The sequence below is a fragment of the Aquimarina gracilis genome (genome assembly GCF_035285365.1).
Classification (GTDB): Bacteria; Bacteroidota; Bacteroidia; order Flavobacteriales; family Flavobacteriaceae; genus Aquimarina; species Aquimarina gracilis.
The window spans coordinates 143312-160335 of the sequence record NZ_JAYKLX010000001.1 but is presented as its reverse complement, the minus strand read 5'-3'; the positions used below and the strand labels follow the sequence as shown (position 1 = coordinate 160335).

Sequence of the window (17024 nt, the reverse complement as noted above, 5' to 3'; positions counted from 1 at the left end):
ATTTACTTATATTGATTTAATAGAAAAAGAGCTAAGGTTTTTAAGTTTCTAGATATGATCCTTAGATTTTTCTTCAAATCGTTATTCTCTATTTGTTTTTTGAGGAAAAGGGATATATGATTTAGCCCCAACTTTGTTGGGGTTTGTTTTTTGAATAAATCATTTGGGGCTGTTACTATGGTTATCTATGTTTTAAAATGAATATTTCCATATATCTTCAACTTATACTGCCTAGATGTTTTGATCCATTTAGCAGGTATATTAATAAATCTAAATATGAATTTTTTGATCCTAAAATTAGCTTTAAGACTCTTAAACTGCTTAGAGAATAACGTAATGATATAATGATATAGATTGCTACACATTGCCGTAAAAATCATGAATACCGTGTTCTGTTCTAACTTAGAAAAAGGTAGATGATTCCAGCCAAAGTCATTTTTTATAACATCAAACTCTTTTTCTATTGTTCCTCGTTGGTTGTAAAAAAACACAATCTCATCCATGTTCTTATCCCAATCATTTGTTAGAATAGCAGAATAAAGGTAGGCCTCATTTGTAAAAAGATTAACCTGCTTATCCTTTCTTTCTATTTTAGATACCACCAGACGATAAGTTTGAAGAAGTTTTGGGGCTATTGTATCTCTATTGGCTCTAATAAAGGGTTTAAATTGTGTTTCGCCACGATATATAACCTCTGTTGAGCTTTCGATTCTTTGCCAATTATCAATAGCATTTATCGCCCTACTTAGCGCAGCACTCATCCGAGTTTTTATATAAAAATGTTTAGCCTTTCTACTAGCTAAATTTACGACTTCGTATAAATAAGAACCACTATCAGCCCTAAAAGCATCAATCTTTATATTATGTTGATCCAATAAATTGAACATTCTAGTAACTGTTTGATCTTGTAAGGTTCTTGGGTTGCTATTACCGTTTCTATTTTCAACATAAACAATATGATTTCCTATCATGCCTACTCCAGGAGCATATCCATATTCTTTTTTATAGGTATTAGCACTATCCGCTTTGTTGGTAAAAATTATAGTATTATCATAATCTAAGGTTAATTCTTTATTAGAAAGTACTTTTAATGATGTTAGCATCTTTAAATTTAACGCATTGATCTTCTTATTAATACTAAATTGATGTAAGCTTTGTCCTCTAGGAGTTTTCAAAATCATCTTAGGCAAAGACAATTCTTTAAACCTATCGAGAACCCTATCGGGACTGGGCACATTTAAAAAGCGATTATCCTTTAGATGATCATGGAAATTACCTGCTAAGTCTTCAATGCAATCGCCACCACAGAAATAAATAGACCAAAAAGAATATAATAAGTCTTTCCATGAGTATTTACATTGAGCGGGTAATTTGGGTAAGTATTCCCGCAATAGTTTTCCTATTTGTTTGTTCTCAAACTCCTGTAAAACAAAATTTAAGCCACCAAATGAACTTATATGTGAAGAATTAACTATTTTCATATCAGTGTTTTGTCGCAACACCAAGTTAGGTGAAAACACACAAAACCGCAAACCTTTGTAAACAAATAGTTTGCGGTTGTTTTTTATAATAGACATACCGATTTAAGGCATAGACTAGCGGGAGCGGGGTTAATCAACAACTTGTTCTTTTGCAATCAGTTTTTTAAAATCATCACTGACTTCATCTGACTTCTTAACAAAAACCCCTCCTATACTCGCATTAGTACCTGTGATAGACGATTCAAAATAATAATTACTTCCTTCTACATTAATGATCTTCGTTATGGCTTTTTTGGTCATATCAGGTTCGGGAAGATTTCCCAATTTAAGTACCTTATAATAACTAAGTTCATATTTACAATCGTCTATCATTCTTATTTTATTTAGATAAACAATCCCATACGTATCACTTTTTTCTAATTGCCAATTACCCATTCTTTCTATCATAACTGTACCATATTCATATTTCATCTCAAAGGTGCCTTGTAAAAAACCTTCACAATTTTGAGCATTAATTGGAGGATAGTAAAATAGTAATGTTAATAATATGTATTTCATAATAATCTATCAATATTTAAAACTCTTTCATAATTAAACCTAACCCAATAATAATAAGGCCTATTCCGGCAACCCTGAGTTTAAAGGAGAGGGCTCCCTTAGATTCTTTTTTCATGTAATACTCATAATAAATTATAACGAGTATCCCCAATACTATTAGTAGGCATCCAATAATTATATTTATAATATTCATTTTAACAATTTAATCAACCCTATTCTTGTTCTATTTTTTCTTCAATTGCAGGAATAACTACGTTTTCATAAAAAATGATATGTGCATCTATTGCTTGCTCTATTGTTTCATCAGCTCCTGGAGCATTTTTAACAGCTGTACTTACACCACCACTCACTGCTTCTGTTATAACTCTTTTTGTTGCACTTTTGTAATTACCTTCTGCTACATCCATAATTATATTTGTTGTAGTACCAATAGTAGATAAGGTAGCTCCTGTACCCGCAACAACTGGTGCTGCTGGACCTGTTAATGGAGCTGCTATAACTAGAGCATCTCCTGTAATTTCCGCTCCATCAGCTCCATCTCTTACAACTTCTTTAGCAGTATTAGAAGCTTCTTCTCCGATTTTATCAACTGATTCGGATATAGTCATTGCATCCTGAACTTGATTAATATTATGATTAGCAACTTTTACATTATTTTTTTCTTTACCTGTTTTTAAAACTTCAACTCTATTTTCAACGGCCCCTCCTAACTTACTTCTTGCTTGAGAAACATTATTCTCAAATTCTGCTGCTTTTTGAGCAATATATACAGCAATATCTAAACCGAGTAATTCTGCCCCTTCAAGTTCAACACCCATCCCCATTTTATTCTCTTGAAAAGCATACGTAGAGTTATAGGTATAATCTTCTGCTAATGGATCTATCTGCCAGAACCTACCCGTTGCAGGATCACTTACACGATATCTCCACTCGTGTGTATTTAATCCAAAATCTTCAGTAAATTCTTGTCCTTGGTATGTTTTAAGATTATTCTTAGCTCCGCTTATGGTATTGTTATACCCTTTGTGTTGTAGCCCAAAAGGATAGTAGTTTTGCTCTCTGCGGATTTCTGATGTTGTAATACTACCATCTTTATTAGCATCTGAATACGTAACTCTAGTATTTCCCCAGATATCTTTTAACTGATAGATGTACTTATATCCGTCTGCCTCTTTCTCTATATAACCCTCGGTATGCTGTATCGAGTGAATTTCTCCATTCTTGTATACATAATTACCGGCATACTCGGTGATTAAAGAACTTCCCTCTGTTACGATCTTTGATAGCTTCGCTCCAGTGGCGTCGTAAATATAAGAAATTGTTCCTGTACCCTCGCTATTACTTATCGAAACTGTGTTGGGTAAATTAAGGTGGTTGTATGTAATACTTGAGATACCTTTGTTACGGTCTATAATCATGTTACCGTTGGCATCGTAGTCGTAGTCATCGTTGGTTTTGTTTACATCATTAAATCCTTGAGCAGCAGTGGTGCCATCGGTTACCGATAGTAACTTGTTGCTAGTGGCTGCATAGTCATAGGTGAGCATATCCATAGTTCCAAAAGAAGAGGCTCCCAAATGACCTACTCTATCCAGCGATAGGATGTTCCCCATTTTATCATAGGTGATATTGGATACATCAAAATTACCGCTATGGCTATTGGCTGTGGTTAATCGGTTTAAAGCATCGTATTGATAATCATACCAGCGATGGTAGTTGTCATTGGCTGTTTTCCATTCAGTTCTACTTATGTTTCCGTTATACAAGGGATTGGTTCCTTGATTGTAGCCAATGGCAAACCCAAAAACATCGTTCCCCAATGCATTTACATCGTTAATCCCTTTGAGCCATCCACGAATGTTGTAACGATAATCTACATTCTGCAAGCCGCCTCCTACTTTTTTAGAGAGGAGTTGTCCTAAGGCATCATAACTATTTTCTACAATTATCTCGGCATTGGTGTCACTTGTAGCACCTCCTAATGCTTTGGCATTAAATGTTATTCCCGGTGCCGCAACAAAACTAAACCCGGGTAATAGGGTAATAGTGGATTCCTCGATTGTACTACTGCTGATAACCGCTTCATTTAATGTAACTGCTGTTCCCACATCATCATTACAAATTTCTAATGTATGGTCTCCTACACATTGTTTTTGAGATACCAAACGATTTACATGATCATACTCAAAAGTATCAATGGTTACAATAGCTGCATGGCTACCTTTGGTATGGGTGGTTTTGGTTTGTAGTACCTTGCCTGCAAAATCAAGCTTAGTTTCTATGATATCTGTAGTATCCAGGTATTCATTATGACTGGCTACATAGATCGGTCTTCCTTTTTGGTCATAATAGGTAACCGTGGTGATCCAATAGGAAGTATTTAATACTTTTACTTTACCACCTGTTGACAGGGATTTGGTACGGTCGCTGGTGCCTACCCCATAGACCGTACCTGGATTATCCATCCCTGCTATATCAAAATTGTAATCGTCATAGTAGTTGATTGTTAATACCTCTCCATTTTGTACATTAGGATATCCACCATTGGTATACTGCATGGTCACACCCCCAATCATTACGGCATTGCCACGTTCTACCCAAAGGTCATTAGAATATGCATTGACTTCACCTTGTATAATGTTTCGTTCTCTGTTGTCGGAGATCTTTCCTGTATAGGCGACTCTACCCAACGCATCATACTTGGTAAACAGCCAGGCAGATTCTGCCTTTAAAAGCGTATCCTGCGTCATGATGGGTTGATCCAGCTTATTGTAGACAATGTATTCCCATCCTTTACCGGGGATCTTTTTTTCGATCAGTCGGTTACGATAATCGTATTTGTATTGGTAGCACAGCTCGTTAAGCTCGATAGCAGAAACCCCATCGGTTACATCTACTTTGGGAGGGATCACAAACGTTTTGTTCCCAAAATCATCATAGACATAATAGGTGTCATGAGAGCCATCGTCACTTGTTCCGCCGCTTCCTCCGGTAGCTGCTGCGCTAGTTTGTGCATAAGCTCTTTTCAGGATCACACGTCCTTGTTTGTCTTTGTATTCTTTGGTAGTATGGTTGTTCCCATCGGCCTCGGTCCAGTTTTCATCCTTGGTAACGGTTACATACAAATCATTGGCAAGATGTGTACCGTCTTGAACAAGGGTAGGCATTTCGGTATTGTTATCGGTAAAAGTGACCTCAAAATATACCACTTCCTCCGCTTGATTGGTTTGCCAATCAAATTTGATGGTATGATCGGCATTGCTATTGGGATCGGCTTTCCAATCTTTTCCCGGTGCGCCTTGCTCTAGGACACGGTTCAATGGGGAGGCTTCAAATACACGCTCGCTATAAGCATTAACCTGTGTTGGATCGTTGATCCCTTCAAAGTCGGCTGCATACTTGTTTAGATAATAGCTGTTAATATCATTAGTGACATTTACGGTTTTATAAGCTCCATTCCCTTCATTGATAAAAGGCAAGTATTGTTTGGCTTGTCGTCCCAGGGCGTCATACTCGATATGGGTGATGATATCTTCTATTTCTTTTTTGGGAGCCTCGATAAGCTCGGAAATTGAATTTTCGGTTCCATCTAATTTCTGTAGCCCTGGATTCCAAAAGAATTGGTTGGTATTGATATCGGTACTATAATACAAATAGCTTCTGAATGCTGATGTAACTACATCATCGTTCCACTTAAACTCATTACCATCTATTACACGATTACCATTCAGATCATAAACGCCACTAATACCCAGATCGCTTCCAGTATAGTTGTAAGGGTGTATTATTCCAACAATTAGGTACCAGGTATCTAACTGGGGTAAATCACCATGCCAGAAGTATGGATTATTGTGCCTTGATCCTATAAGAGTACTTACGTTACGCGTTCCATGATACGTAGATCCATTTTGTGATCCTGTACGTTTTACCCAGACGGTATAACGATACCCGACATTTTTATCGACCTCAAAATAATCAGTATTCCAACCCCCGTCTGCATCATGATCAATATCGTTACCGCATTGCCATAGTAATGAGAATTCTCCTCCGGGATCAAGCCCTATTACTCTGTTGTTTTCTGATGTCTTTCCATTTTGGTTAAAAAAAGGTGTACTTCCCGAACCTGGGATCCAATCTGAAGGGAAAATATTTTTAATCGAACCAAGGGCGCCACCTTTAATAGCTACCTGTTGTTTGGGTCTTCCCAGTCCGTCGTAATAGGCTACGCTTTCAATGACATCTTTGTTGAATTTTACCTGATCAGGATCGGTTACTGCAGTTTGATAGGCCTTGGTATAGACATAGTTTTCGTTGCTTAAAGTCACTGGCTGATAAGGGCGATAGCGACATCCGTTATACGGTCCGGCTTCATTAGGGCATAGATCTTGGGCATTGGTAACATAGCCACTGGGCATTTCACTATAGTATACACTTTGGTTCGGATCTCCAAAGTTATCTCCATCGGCATCGTTGTAAAACGTTTGAGGTGCTATATTGGTGATCAAATGGGTAGAATCGTTATAATCGTCATCATTGCGAACATAATCAGTAGGTTGTTCACATTGTATTTTGGTGATGTTTTTATTCCCCCATCCGTCTCCATCATCATCATGATACCACACTGTATTGGGATGTAAAGTAGCATCATTATCATTACAATCCCCTAATGGTTTTACTACTAGGCTATATCCCGATCCAGGATTGCTACATTGCTTTTTGGTGGTACTAGCAAACCCATCGCTATCACTGTTTTTATACCAGATGGTATTGGGATGTATCGCGGCATTACCATCATTACAATCTCCCAAAGGTTTTGCTACTCGGCTATATCCTGATCCAGGATAACTACACTGTTTTTTGGTGGTACTTGCAAAACCGTCCCCATCACTATCTTTATACCAGATCGTATTGGGGTTAACGTTAGCATTAAGATCATCACAGTCTCCTAAAGGTTTTATCGTAAGGGTATATCCTGGCCCTGGTTTGTTACATTGTGTTTTGGTGAGACTGGCAAACCCATCCCCATCACCGTCCTTATACCAAACGGTGCCCGGGTGAAGCGCAGCATTGTTATCATTACAGTCTCCTAATGGAGTTAAGGTTCTGGTATATCCTGATCCGGGACTGGTACATTGTGTTTTAGTAGAGATTGCAGAACGATCCCCGTCGGCATCTTTAAACCAGACTGTATTGGGGTTAATGGCTGAATTACCATCATTACAGTCACTACTGTTGGTTACATACCCGCCAGGTCGATGACTGCGATATACCTTGTTGTTTGGGTTTCCAAAGGTATCATTATCGGCATCTCTATAAAAATTGCGAGGAGCGATGTTGGTGATCAAATTGGTACTATCATCATAGTCACCTGCTCTTTTTACATAACCTGATACATAGTAACAACTTACTCTTTTTACATTTGCATTTCCCCAGCTATCGCCATCAGCATCACGGTACCAGGTAATAGGATTTATGATGGTAGGATCATTGTCGTTACAATCTCCCCCTTGGGTGATATACCCTGGAGGTCGAGAATTGCGGCAAACGACGGAACTATTATTTCCGTATCCATCCCCATCCCCATCAAGATAATAGGCTCTACCGGCATCATCGTTACCGCAGGGATCAAAAACGAGTTGGCTGTAACTTAAGCTTGGAAGGCACAGTAGCCATCCCAGTATAATGTATATATATGTATGTTTCATCTTTGTAGTGGTGGATTAGTTTTTGTAGTGATATTTATTTTCAGAAACCAGGTGACCTTGAGCATCTTTAACATGGTGCAAGCGACCCAAATCGTCATAGGTATAATACATAGTATACCCTCTTGGATCAGTCATACTGGTTACTCCTACCTGTGGATCGTAGGTGTAGGTGGTGATTGTAGCATCGGGATAGGAGTCTCTTAAAGCGTTTAAAGCCGTTCGAAGTGTATTTTCACTACTTTCAGAGTTATCACTATCAGATAGTGTTTTTAAGTTTGAAATTTCCGTAGAAGAAAGTGCTGCATAGGTTAGGTTTTCTAGCTTTGCTATTGGGTATTGATTCTTATACCCCCAGATATAGCTTATTGGTGTACCATCCTTGGCTTGCACTTCTACGGGATTACCGTGATCATATTCTGTATAGATAATGCGGTCTTCCAAATTGCCTGCAGCTTTTGCGGTCTGGATTTTTTCAGGAAAAATATTGCCTGCCCATTTGGTGTTATTAAAAACTGTCTTTCGTTTAGAAAGTTGTTTTTCCGGATCTCCATTTTTTAGAAAAAAATCTGTAATCTCAATCGGAGTCGCTATTCGATTTTCTATGATCAGAGCTTCTTCAGCTGCGGTTGGGTTTTGCAGATCCAATGGATACAACGTCCTTGTAATTCTGGTATTATTTTGACCTACCGAAGTTTTTGTCTCTATAGGCATATTATGGTTGGTTCCATAGCTATAGGTAACTTTTTGTACGACAGAGTCCACCTGGTTGGCATTATAAAAATAGTCCTTATTTAGGCTCTCGTTCAACCTGGTTTTAAACTTATAGAAACGGATGTTATTGTCACTATTTCCTTGTACCGTTCTCCAACCCGAGATGACAAGATTATCTCCTGTGGATGCACACTCTCTACCAAAGCCATGAGTAGAAGTCATATAGGTGAGTTGTTTTAAACTTGGGTTATGATACCCTGGGACAGCCACTGTACAGATATCCACCCATGTGGTTCCTCCATAAAAACTAGTTCCTGTAGTTACTACCGATTTTTCAAAATCATACAGGTTTTGGCTTTGCGTTACTATTTTTCCGGTAGTATCGTAGACGGTCTTCTTTTTTAATTGACCAATAAGGGGGTTGGTTGCTACATAAGGTTCTCCAAGCTTTGGGTAGTACAAATTGGAAATTCCCGGATATACCGAATTACTAACGAAGAATTCCTGGTCGTAATATTCGTAAAGAGTAGATCCTAGGGGATTACCTGCAGTGTCTTCTAATACCTCCAGTACTTTGGGAAACGTAATTTCATTAGGTGTTTTGCCATATATGTTACTAGTTTGTCGTTCAAGGGTGTCATAATACCCCTCATAAGGAGATTTGTAGCATTCTGCACCAATATTTCCAGCAGTTCTTTTGATGGTGTGCAATTGCGTATATTGTTGAACACTAAAATCCTGATAATCGAATGTTCTTATATGTTGTTGACCTTCATTGGTTTTGTCGACAATTTTATTTAATAAAGGACTGTTGTTCCAAAGCGTTCTTTCTACTTTTTTGAAATATCTTCGGGACATACTTACCGTTTTTCCTAAATAACTATTGGCAATAAACACCTTATAACTGCCTGGAGGAAGAAACCAATTTCCTTGACTAGAGAATACGATTTGTGTAGAACCTGTGGTGGGGATTCCATGCGTGTAATACACAATATCACTACTACCGCTATCGATCATTGCCTTAATTTCGCAATAGGTTTTACTATTATCTGGGGTTGAGTTGTTTACATAGTTATCATAACATACTGTAAAACCTGAAGGCTCGGTACCCCCGTTAAATGGAACATCTTTGCATTCTCCCGGGCATAAAGTAAGTGTAATATCAAAACCATGTACCTCGATACATCCGTTTTCCAACATAGTGTAATTAGGAGAGGGACCTGCTGTTGCAGGGGTACTCTTATAAATTGCCATAAAAAACATGCGCCCATCCTGAGCATAATTCCCTTCTGAAGTAGCACTATAAAAATACCCGGTATTTTCGGTCATGATTTCATCATTATCAACCGTAAAATCTACAGTACTGGTTTTTGGGAACTCCCAGAAACCATCATCGCAATTATAGTCTGATTCTTGAGCCGTTGGATCAGAACCGCTGCCAACACTACCAAGAGATTGCGAAAAAGTCTCTATTTCTTGTATGGTACCTAACTCATACCTGTTTTCATTTAACTCAAAACTGGTAGAACCGCCGGTTGGATAATAAATTTCCTGTAACATTCCTTTAATCTTAGCACTAAAGAGCGGTTCACGATTGGCTCCTAAGTATACTTTTCCTGTTGCATCTATGTATTTTGGGATCAAACTGGTGTTTCCTTCGCCATTACTTCCATTGTAATACCCTTGGTTATCAATAGCCAAAGACTTGCGACTAGGTAGGATGTTACCTCCTCTATACTCAAATCTATACGATTGCTTTTGGGTAGGGTTTGTAGATACGATCCCAGATCCACTTGTGTTATTTCCTTCTATGGAGATAGAGTCCAGTTTTAACCTATAGTCTTCTTCTGTTTTGTGTGAAGAGTTGCTGGTAAAATAGGAGTGATGAAGATAAAAGGTCTTTAAACGCTTCGCTCCATATGTAACGGCTATTTGATCTAGCTTTTTTCTTCCTGAAAGGTCCTGACGATTTGTATTGTGATAGAACACTATGCGGTCAATATTATTAAGGGAAATGCTGGATAGAATAGGTTGTTTTATCCTAAAATCCGTCATATTGGATGTAGTGATCGATGTATGTTGCGTAGGGTCGTAAGTAAGTGTTCTTCCACAGTTTGAAAGAGGGTTTCTGGCTGCCTGCTGATTATAATAAATCTGAGGTTGATCCCAATATTTGGCTGGCGAATAGTTAAATTCAAAAACATCTTTACCGTTGGTAGATACTATTTTTGATAAATACCAGGAAGAGTTATACACTCTGGTTCCTTCGTTAGCTTCTGAAGAGAAAGTAGTGGTGGTTTCTTCGGGAATTGTGAAATGATAAACTGTACCCAGAGTATTAGTAATTACCCAACTTTGGATACTACCTAGGTTATTGGTGGTATAGGTCGCTTTAATGTCGGAGTCTTTAAGGCTAATAGCATCCCCGGTATTATAATCGATGACAATCGAACCGGATAAACCAGGAGCCGAAAAATTAAAGATATCAGGCATCAGGTCTACTTCACCTATACCGTGATCATCTCTTATATTACGATACTTATTAATTTGAGACAACTCGTGTTCGTAATTCTCAAAATTAAGATAAGCATCATTTTCAGGAGATCTGAGTGTACTCAAGTAGTTATTGAATGAAATAATATCGGGATCGCTAATCTTGTTCGCTGGTGCTCCTGATAGGGCATCGTCGGGCAAATCATGTACCTGCCTGCTTACGACACCTCCTGCCTGTAGGTTCCACCCGGCTCCAACACTGGTAGAGATACTTTGTACCTTAATGGCAGAGGCATCATAAGATACTGATATGGGTACAGAAAATTCCCTTCCCTGAATGGTATGTATCGGCACCGAAACATTCGGTTTGCCTGTGTAATACGATATAGGTATGTTACCATATCTTGTAAACGCTTCGGCTTCAGGTGAGTTGGGTACTTGAACCAAAGCATTGGCATCAAATTGATCTTGTGATGTTCCTGTTCCGGAAGTTTGTGCTGAGCCTATAATACTGGTCATCAGCATCACATATCCCAATAGTTGTTTCATAAAATAATTATTTTGTTACGATTGACTTTTTAATTTTGCCGGTGATGAACCGATCCCTTTTTTTGTTCGGGTGCAATATTAACTCATCCCAGTTTCATTTTTTGAGACTGAGAATTTTTTTTTTTTCGTTTTTTTACAATGTGACAAGAGCTTTTTTATTGGCTCCTGGAACATTCCTGTAAATCGCCTTTCAAAAGGAGGCTTGTTAGTTCCTTTCCTTAGAAAGAAGGGCTGGGGATTGCAAATCCGAGATCGGGATAGTTTTATAAGAATCAATCAAAAAATACATAGACCTCTATATCCAAGATTATGTTATTTTTGCGTAAGGGATAGAGGTGGCATCCTTTTTTGTATGTTATGATCTCTTTATTCATTGTAGTAAAGTTTTTGTATAAAAAAGATATAACCGAAAGCCCGGTCACCCTGTTGGTAAACAGGTGATACGCCAAATAAAAATAAATCAACTTAGTTAGGGTAACTGCACTTTTATTATGATCCATAAGTCCACTATAGATGCCGTATTTGATGCCGCTCGCCTCGAAGAAGTGATTGGGGATTTTGTGCAGTTAAAAAAGGCAGGAAGTAATTTTAAGGGATTGAGTCCTTTTAGTGATGAAAAGACGCCTTCTTTTATGGTTTCGCCCGTAAAACAGATCTGGAAAGATTTTTCGAGCGGAAAGGGAGGGAACGTGGTAGCGTTTTTGATGGAGCATGAGCATTTTACCTATCCCGAAGCAATAAAATATTTGGCCAAGAAATATAATATTGAAGTCGAGGAGACCGAGCAAACCAACGAACAAAAGCAACAGGCAGACGAACGGGAGAGTATGTACCTGGTAAGTGAGTTTGCCAATACTTTTTTTCAAAATACACTGCACAAAACTGAGCAAGGTAAGGCTATAGGATTGACCTATTTTAAAGAACGCGGTTTTACTGAAGAAACGATAAAAAAGTTTGGATTGGGGTATTCTCCAGATTCTTGGGATGCCTTTACCACAGAAGCCATAAAGAAGGGCTATAAGTTGGAATACCTCGAAAAGACCGGGCTTACTATTGTGAAAGAAGAAAAACAATTTGACCGTTTTAAAGGAAGGGTGATGTTTCCTATCCAATCTATGTCTGGTAGGGTATTGGGTTTTGGAGGAAGGATCCTGACCAATGAGAAAAAGGCTGCCAAATACCTTAATTCTCCCGAGAGCGACATTTATCACAAGAGTAAAGTTTTATACGGGATCTATCATGCAAAACAATCTATTGCCAAAGAAGATAATTGTTTCCTGGTAGAAGGATATACCGATGTTATTCAATTTAATCAAACCGGTGTAAAAAATGTGGTATCGTCATCGGGAACTGCATTAACAACAGATCAAATACGTTTGGTAAGCAGGCTTACCAAAAATATTACGGTACTGTTTGATAGTGATGCAGCAGGAATGCGAGCTTCTATAAGAGGAATAGATCTTATTCTTGAGCAGGGCATGAATGTAAAAGTTTGTAGTTTCCCCGAAGGGGAAGATCCCGATAGTTTTGCAAAGCAGAATACACTAGAAGAGCTTACGGTCTATCTTGAGGAAAATGTTCAGGATTTTATAAGTTTCAAAGCTTCGCTATTACAGCAAGAATCAAAGGATGATCCTATAAAAAAGGCCGAGCTTATTAGGGATATGGTGACCAGTATCTCCAAGATTCCCGATGTGATTAAGCGTGAAATTTATGTGCGTGAGTGTTCGCGTATTATGGATATTTCTGAAGATGTGCTGTTTGATACCTTGGCGCAAATACGTAATGAGGATGCCAGGGACCAGCGCAAGCAACAAAAGACCGAGCGCAAGAAATCGTTCGAGGTAGTAAAGACTGAAACGCAACAGGCTCCAAAGGTAAATCGACAATATGAATTAGAGCGTAAGATTATTGAGATATTGTTGCTGTATGGTAAAAAAGAAGAGGAGTTTGAAGATTTAATCCTTAAAGAAAATGATGAAGGAGAACTTGTGCATGAACTAGAGCGATATACGGCTAAGGTTTTTGAAAAGATATATCTTGATTTGCAAGAGGACGAAATAGAATTCACCAATAATGACTTTAAAGCATTATATACACTTCTTATCGAACAGCTTAATCAAGAGGAGGATTTTAAATTAGAAAATTTTATCAATCATATTGATCCCGAGGTTGCTTCAGAGATCACCTCGATTTTGATGACCGAAGATAAGCATTCTTTAAGTAGATGGCACGATAAAGAGATACATGTTAAATTGAAAGAAAATAATGTATCGACATATGTGCATGATGTAATTCTAAACTTAAGGGGCGTGTTGGTTGCTCAAAAAATAGAAGAGCTTAAACAAGCTATAACATCCTCAGAGAATAACGAAGGTAACCACGAAATCCTTCAGGATATTGGTGATTACCTTCTTTTAAGAAAAATATTGTCTGAAAAACTAAATCGAGTAGTTTAGCTAATATGTAACAGCCTTGATTGATGGATCAAATCAGCAAGGTTGTCGACTTTTAATTTTTTTAGCAGTCTTGTTTTGTAAGTACTTACAGTTTTTTCGTTAATGGATAAAGTGGTTGCAATATCTTTATTTCTTTTACCCGAAGATAAAAGATTTAGAACCTCAATTTCTCGTGAAGATAATTTCTTATACTTCACTACCATGTTATTTTCACTTGCGTTCCCGTTTGCCAATTGTTGTGTAAGATTGTCATTAAGATAAATACCCCCTCTTGCTACACGCTCAATTGCTTTCTTGAGTATTTTGGTGGGAACGGTTTTAGATAAATAGGCTGAGGCTCCGGCTTTTATTGCACTTAGCGCATACATTTCTTCAGGATGTGAACTAAAGATAATCACTTTTATTCCGGTAAATTCTTTTTTGATGGTTCTCAAAGCCATAATCCCATTAATTTGTGGAAGATCCAACTCCATAATAAGTACATCAGGGGTTGTGGCTTTCAAAACATCATACATTTCGTTTCCGTTACTTACTTTACCAATGATCTCAAAATCTTCTGAGTGGCGAAATAAAGAAACGATCCCTTTCCTAGTAATTGGATGATGATCAGCGATTAATACGGTTGTCATTCTTGTTTACGATTGTTAATGTTAGTTTAATTTTAAAGTTTTAACATCTGTTTAGGCTAGGGGTAACTTTTATCTTGCTGCAAAATTACTAAGAACTAGTCCTCGTAAACTTTTTTTTATCGATTTATCGACAAAGTGTTGATTATAATAGATTAACGGGTATTTTACATACCGGAATTGGGTTCATTTTATGTTGGTTTACGGTATTTAGCCTGGTGTAAATTCTAAAAACTTCTTGTTCTCTTCCTGTAAAATCATCAATTTTTTGGCCATTATCTTGCATTTTCATGGCCCATTCTAGCTCGTCATAACTGGCCCCTATTTGATCCTCGTCACTTCGACTATCACCAAATAATCCATCGGTAGGAGCGGCTATTTGTATAGAGTTAGGTACTTTAAGTGCTTTTCCGATAGCATATACTTCACTTTTGAGTAAATCGGCTATCGGACTCAAATCAACACCGCCGTCTCCATATTTTGTAAAAAAACCAACGCCAAAGTCTTCTACTTTATTTCCGGTTCCTGCTACCAGATATTTGTGTAGCCCTGCAAAATAGTAGAGTGTAGTCATTCTTAAACGTGCTCTGGTATTGGCAAGAGAAAGGTCTAATTGTGCACTTGGTTCTACAGCTGGAACGGCAGATTTCATTTCTTCAAATACCGGGGTGAGATCAACGCTTATATCAGATACATTTGGAAATCGCTCTTTTAATTGTGCAATGTGTTCCTGGGCTCTGTTAACCTGGCTTTGTGCCTGGTGAATAGGCATTTCAACACAAAGTGTTTTTAAACCTGTGTTTGCACATAACGAAGAAGTAACCGCACTATCAATTCCTCCACTAACTCCAACAACAAAACCTTCTATATTTGCGTTTGTTGCATACTCTTTTAGCCAATTTGTGATATGGTTAATTACTTTTTCTACTTGCATTTTTTAGTGTATATTATTTGATTTATAATAGATGTCCATGTATAAATAATGTTATGTTTACATTCTCAATTCGTAAACCGATACATTATCTTTGTGATCATAAAATTAATAAAAAAAGATGGCGTTCTATAGGAATAGAAATTATTTGATGGGATCTTATAAAATGGGGATGAAAACTGCGATATTTTTAAAATTTATATTCATCGTTTGTTTTTTGGTTTCTTGCAATAAAGAAAGTAAAGTCGAAAAAGAAGTTGCCAAAATTCCGGTAGAAATCAATATTGAGCGTTTTGACCGATCATTTGCAGGTTTGACTGAAGAGAATTTGCCGAAGTTAAAGGTAGAATATCCTTTTTTATTTTCAGAAAAATATGCAGATAGTACATGGATTAAAAAGGCCAAGGATACCATTCAACTTGAACTTAATGAGGAGGTCGAAAAAGCATATTCCGATCTTTCTAAAGAGAAGGAGCAGTTGCATGGCCTTTTTCAACATATTAAATTTTACTTTCCCGAAATAAAAGAGCCAAGAGTAGTTACCATCACATCAGATGTAGATTATCGTAATAAAGTAGTTATTGCAAAAGATCTGTTGATTATTTCTCTAGATACTTATTTGGGGAAGGATCATCATTTTTATGAAAGTATTCAAAAGTATCTAAGGCAAAATTTTGAAAGAGATCAAATAGTACCAGACGTTGCATCGATGTATGCCAAGAATTTAGTAGGGCCAATACGAGACAGAACCTTTTTGGGAAATATGGTTTCTTTTGGGAAAGAACTGTATCTGAAAGATCTTTTTCTTCCAGATTTTGATGATGCAGATAAAATGGGATATACTCAGGAACAATATGATTGGGTTAATGCAAATGAAGAAGAGATTTGGCGATACTTTATTGATAAGCAATTATTATATAGTACAGATAGCGATCTTATGCCACGATTTTTGTATCCAGGACCATTTTCAAAATTTTATCTCGAAGAAATTGATAAAGAAGCTCCAGATAGAGTAGGTCAATTTATAGGTTGGCGTATCGTTGCTTCTTATATGAAAAATAACAATGTATCTTTGCGGCAATTATTACTGGCAGATGCCGAAACAATTTTTAATAGATCAAAATATAAACCTGCACGATAATGGCAATTGAGCATAAATCAGAGATTAAAATAGACATAGCACTAGACGAAAACAGAGTTCCTGAAGAACTTAAATGGACCGCAAAAGATGGCGGCGTAGAGAACGAAGAGACAAAAGCGATGTTGCTTTCTGTTTGGGATAGTAAAAATAAAGAGAGCTTGCGTATCGATTTATGGACCAAAGATATGCCTGTAGACGAAATGAAGATATTCTTTCACCAAACTTTAATGGCAATGAGTGACACATTCTATAGGGCTACACAGGATGAAAAAATGTCTGCAACGATGAAAGACTTTTGTGATTACTTTGCAGAAAAATTAGAGCTAAAAAGAGAATAATCTGACAGGTTTTTGAATTTCTTTGGACTAAG

The 17024-nt window shown here is 37.4% G+C and carries 9 protein-coding genes; 3 read left to right on the top strand and 6 right to left on the bottom strand.

Annotation, left to right across the window (positions count from 1 at the left end):
- Nucleotides 1–185 precede the first annotated feature (185 nt).
- The 4 genes from U6A24_RS00610 to U6A24_RS00595 form a co-directional block, all read right to left on the bottom strand.
- Nucleotides 186–1481 carry an IS1380 family transposase gene (locus tag U6A24_RS00610; protein ID WP_324177990.1) on the bottom strand — a complete coding sequence of 432 codons (1296 nt, stop codon included), beginning with the start codon at nucleotides 1479–1481 and terminating at the stop codon, nucleotides 186–188.
- 129 nt (nucleotides 1482–1610) lie between these two features.
- Nucleotides 1611–2039, bottom strand: coding sequence for a hypothetical protein (locus tag U6A24_RS00605; RefSeq protein ID WP_324177989.1), 429 nt, complete (start codon nucleotides 2037–2039; stop codon nucleotides 1611–1613).
- Between the two features lie 212 nt (nucleotides 2040–2251).
- Entirely contained in the window at nucleotides 2252–7744 is a 5493-nt protein-coding gene (locus tag U6A24_RS00600; RefSeq protein ID WP_324177988.1) for a DUF6443 domain-containing protein, read from the bottom strand.
- A gap of 15 nt (nucleotides 7745–7759) precedes the next feature.
- On the bottom strand, nucleotides 7760–11497 hold the full coding sequence (locus tag U6A24_RS00595; RefSeq protein ID WP_324177987.1) for an RHS repeat domain-containing protein: 3738 nt from the start codon (nucleotides 11495–11497) through the stop codon (nucleotides 7760–7762).
- Nucleotides 11498–11988: 491 nt separating this feature from the next.
- On the opposite strand from U6A24_RS00595, the gene dnaG reads away from it, so the two are divergent.
- On the top strand, nucleotides 11989–13956 hold the full coding sequence (gene dnaG / locus U6A24_RS00590) for a DNA primase (protein ID WP_324177986.1): 1968 nt from the start codon (nucleotides 11989–11991) through the stop codon (nucleotides 13954–13956).
- On the opposite strand, the gene U6A24_RS00585 is transcribed toward dnaG, so the two are convergent.
- Entirely contained in the window at nucleotides 13953–14585 is a 633-nt protein-coding gene (locus U6A24_RS00585) for a response regulator transcription factor (protein WP_324177985.1), read from the bottom strand. The genes dnaG and U6A24_RS00585 overlap by 4 nt on opposite strands.
- A 142-nt stretch (nucleotides 14586–14727) precedes the next feature.
- Entirely contained in the window at nucleotides 14728–15516 is a 789-nt protein-coding gene (gene nadE, locus U6A24_RS00580) for an NAD(+) synthase (RefSeq protein ID WP_324177984.1), read from the bottom strand.
- Nucleotides 15517–15685: 169 nt separating this feature from the next.
- Here nadE and gldB point away from each other — a divergent pair, with 169 nt between their 5' ends.
- Nucleotides 15686–16654, top strand: coding sequence for a gliding motility lipoprotein GldB (gene gldB, locus U6A24_RS00575; RefSeq protein ID WP_324177983.1), 969 nt, complete (start codon nucleotides 15686–15688; stop codon nucleotides 16652–16654).
- Nucleotides 16654–16992 carry a gliding motility protein GldC gene (gene gldC / locus U6A24_RS00570; protein ID WP_324177982.1) on the top strand — a complete coding sequence of 113 codons (339 nt, stop codon included), beginning with the start codon at nucleotides 16654–16656 and terminating at the stop codon, nucleotides 16990–16992. The genes gldB and gldC overlap by 1 nt, the downstream gene beginning before the upstream one ends.
- Nucleotides 16993–17024: the final 32 nt, after the last annotated feature.

Coding starts and splice junctions, on each gene's coding strand:
- gldB (WP_324177983.1), top strand. CDS start 15,686: ATGAAAACTGCGATATTTTTAAAATTTATATTCATCGTTTGTTTTTTG.
- U6A24_RS00595 (WP_324177987.1), bottom strand. CDS start 11,497: ATGAAACAACTATTGGGATATGTGATGCTGATGACCAGTATTATAGGC.
- U6A24_RS00610 (WP_324177990.1), bottom strand. CDS start 1,481: ATGAAAATAGTTAATTCTTCACATATAAGTTCATTTGGTGGCTTAAAT.
- U6A24_RS00600 (WP_324177988.1), bottom strand. CDS start 7,744: ATGAAACATACATATATATACATTATACTGGGATGGCTACTGTGCCTT.
- dnaG (WP_324177986.1), top strand. CDS start 11,989: ATGATCCATAAGTCCACTATAGATGCCGTATTTGATGCCGCTCGCCTC.
- U6A24_RS00605 (WP_324177989.1), bottom strand. CDS start 2,039: ATGAAATACATATTATTAACATTACTATTTTACTATCCTCCAATTAAT.
- gldC (WP_324177982.1), top strand. CDS start 16,654: ATGGCAATTGAGCATAAATCAGAGATTAAAATAGACATAGCACTAGAC.
- U6A24_RS00585 (WP_324177985.1), bottom strand. CDS start 14,585: ATGACAACCGTATTAATCGCTGATCATCATCCAATTACTAGGAAAGGG.
- nadE (WP_324177984.1), bottom strand. CDS start 15,516: ATGCAAGTAGAAAAAGTAATTAACCATATCACAAATTGGCTAAAAGAG.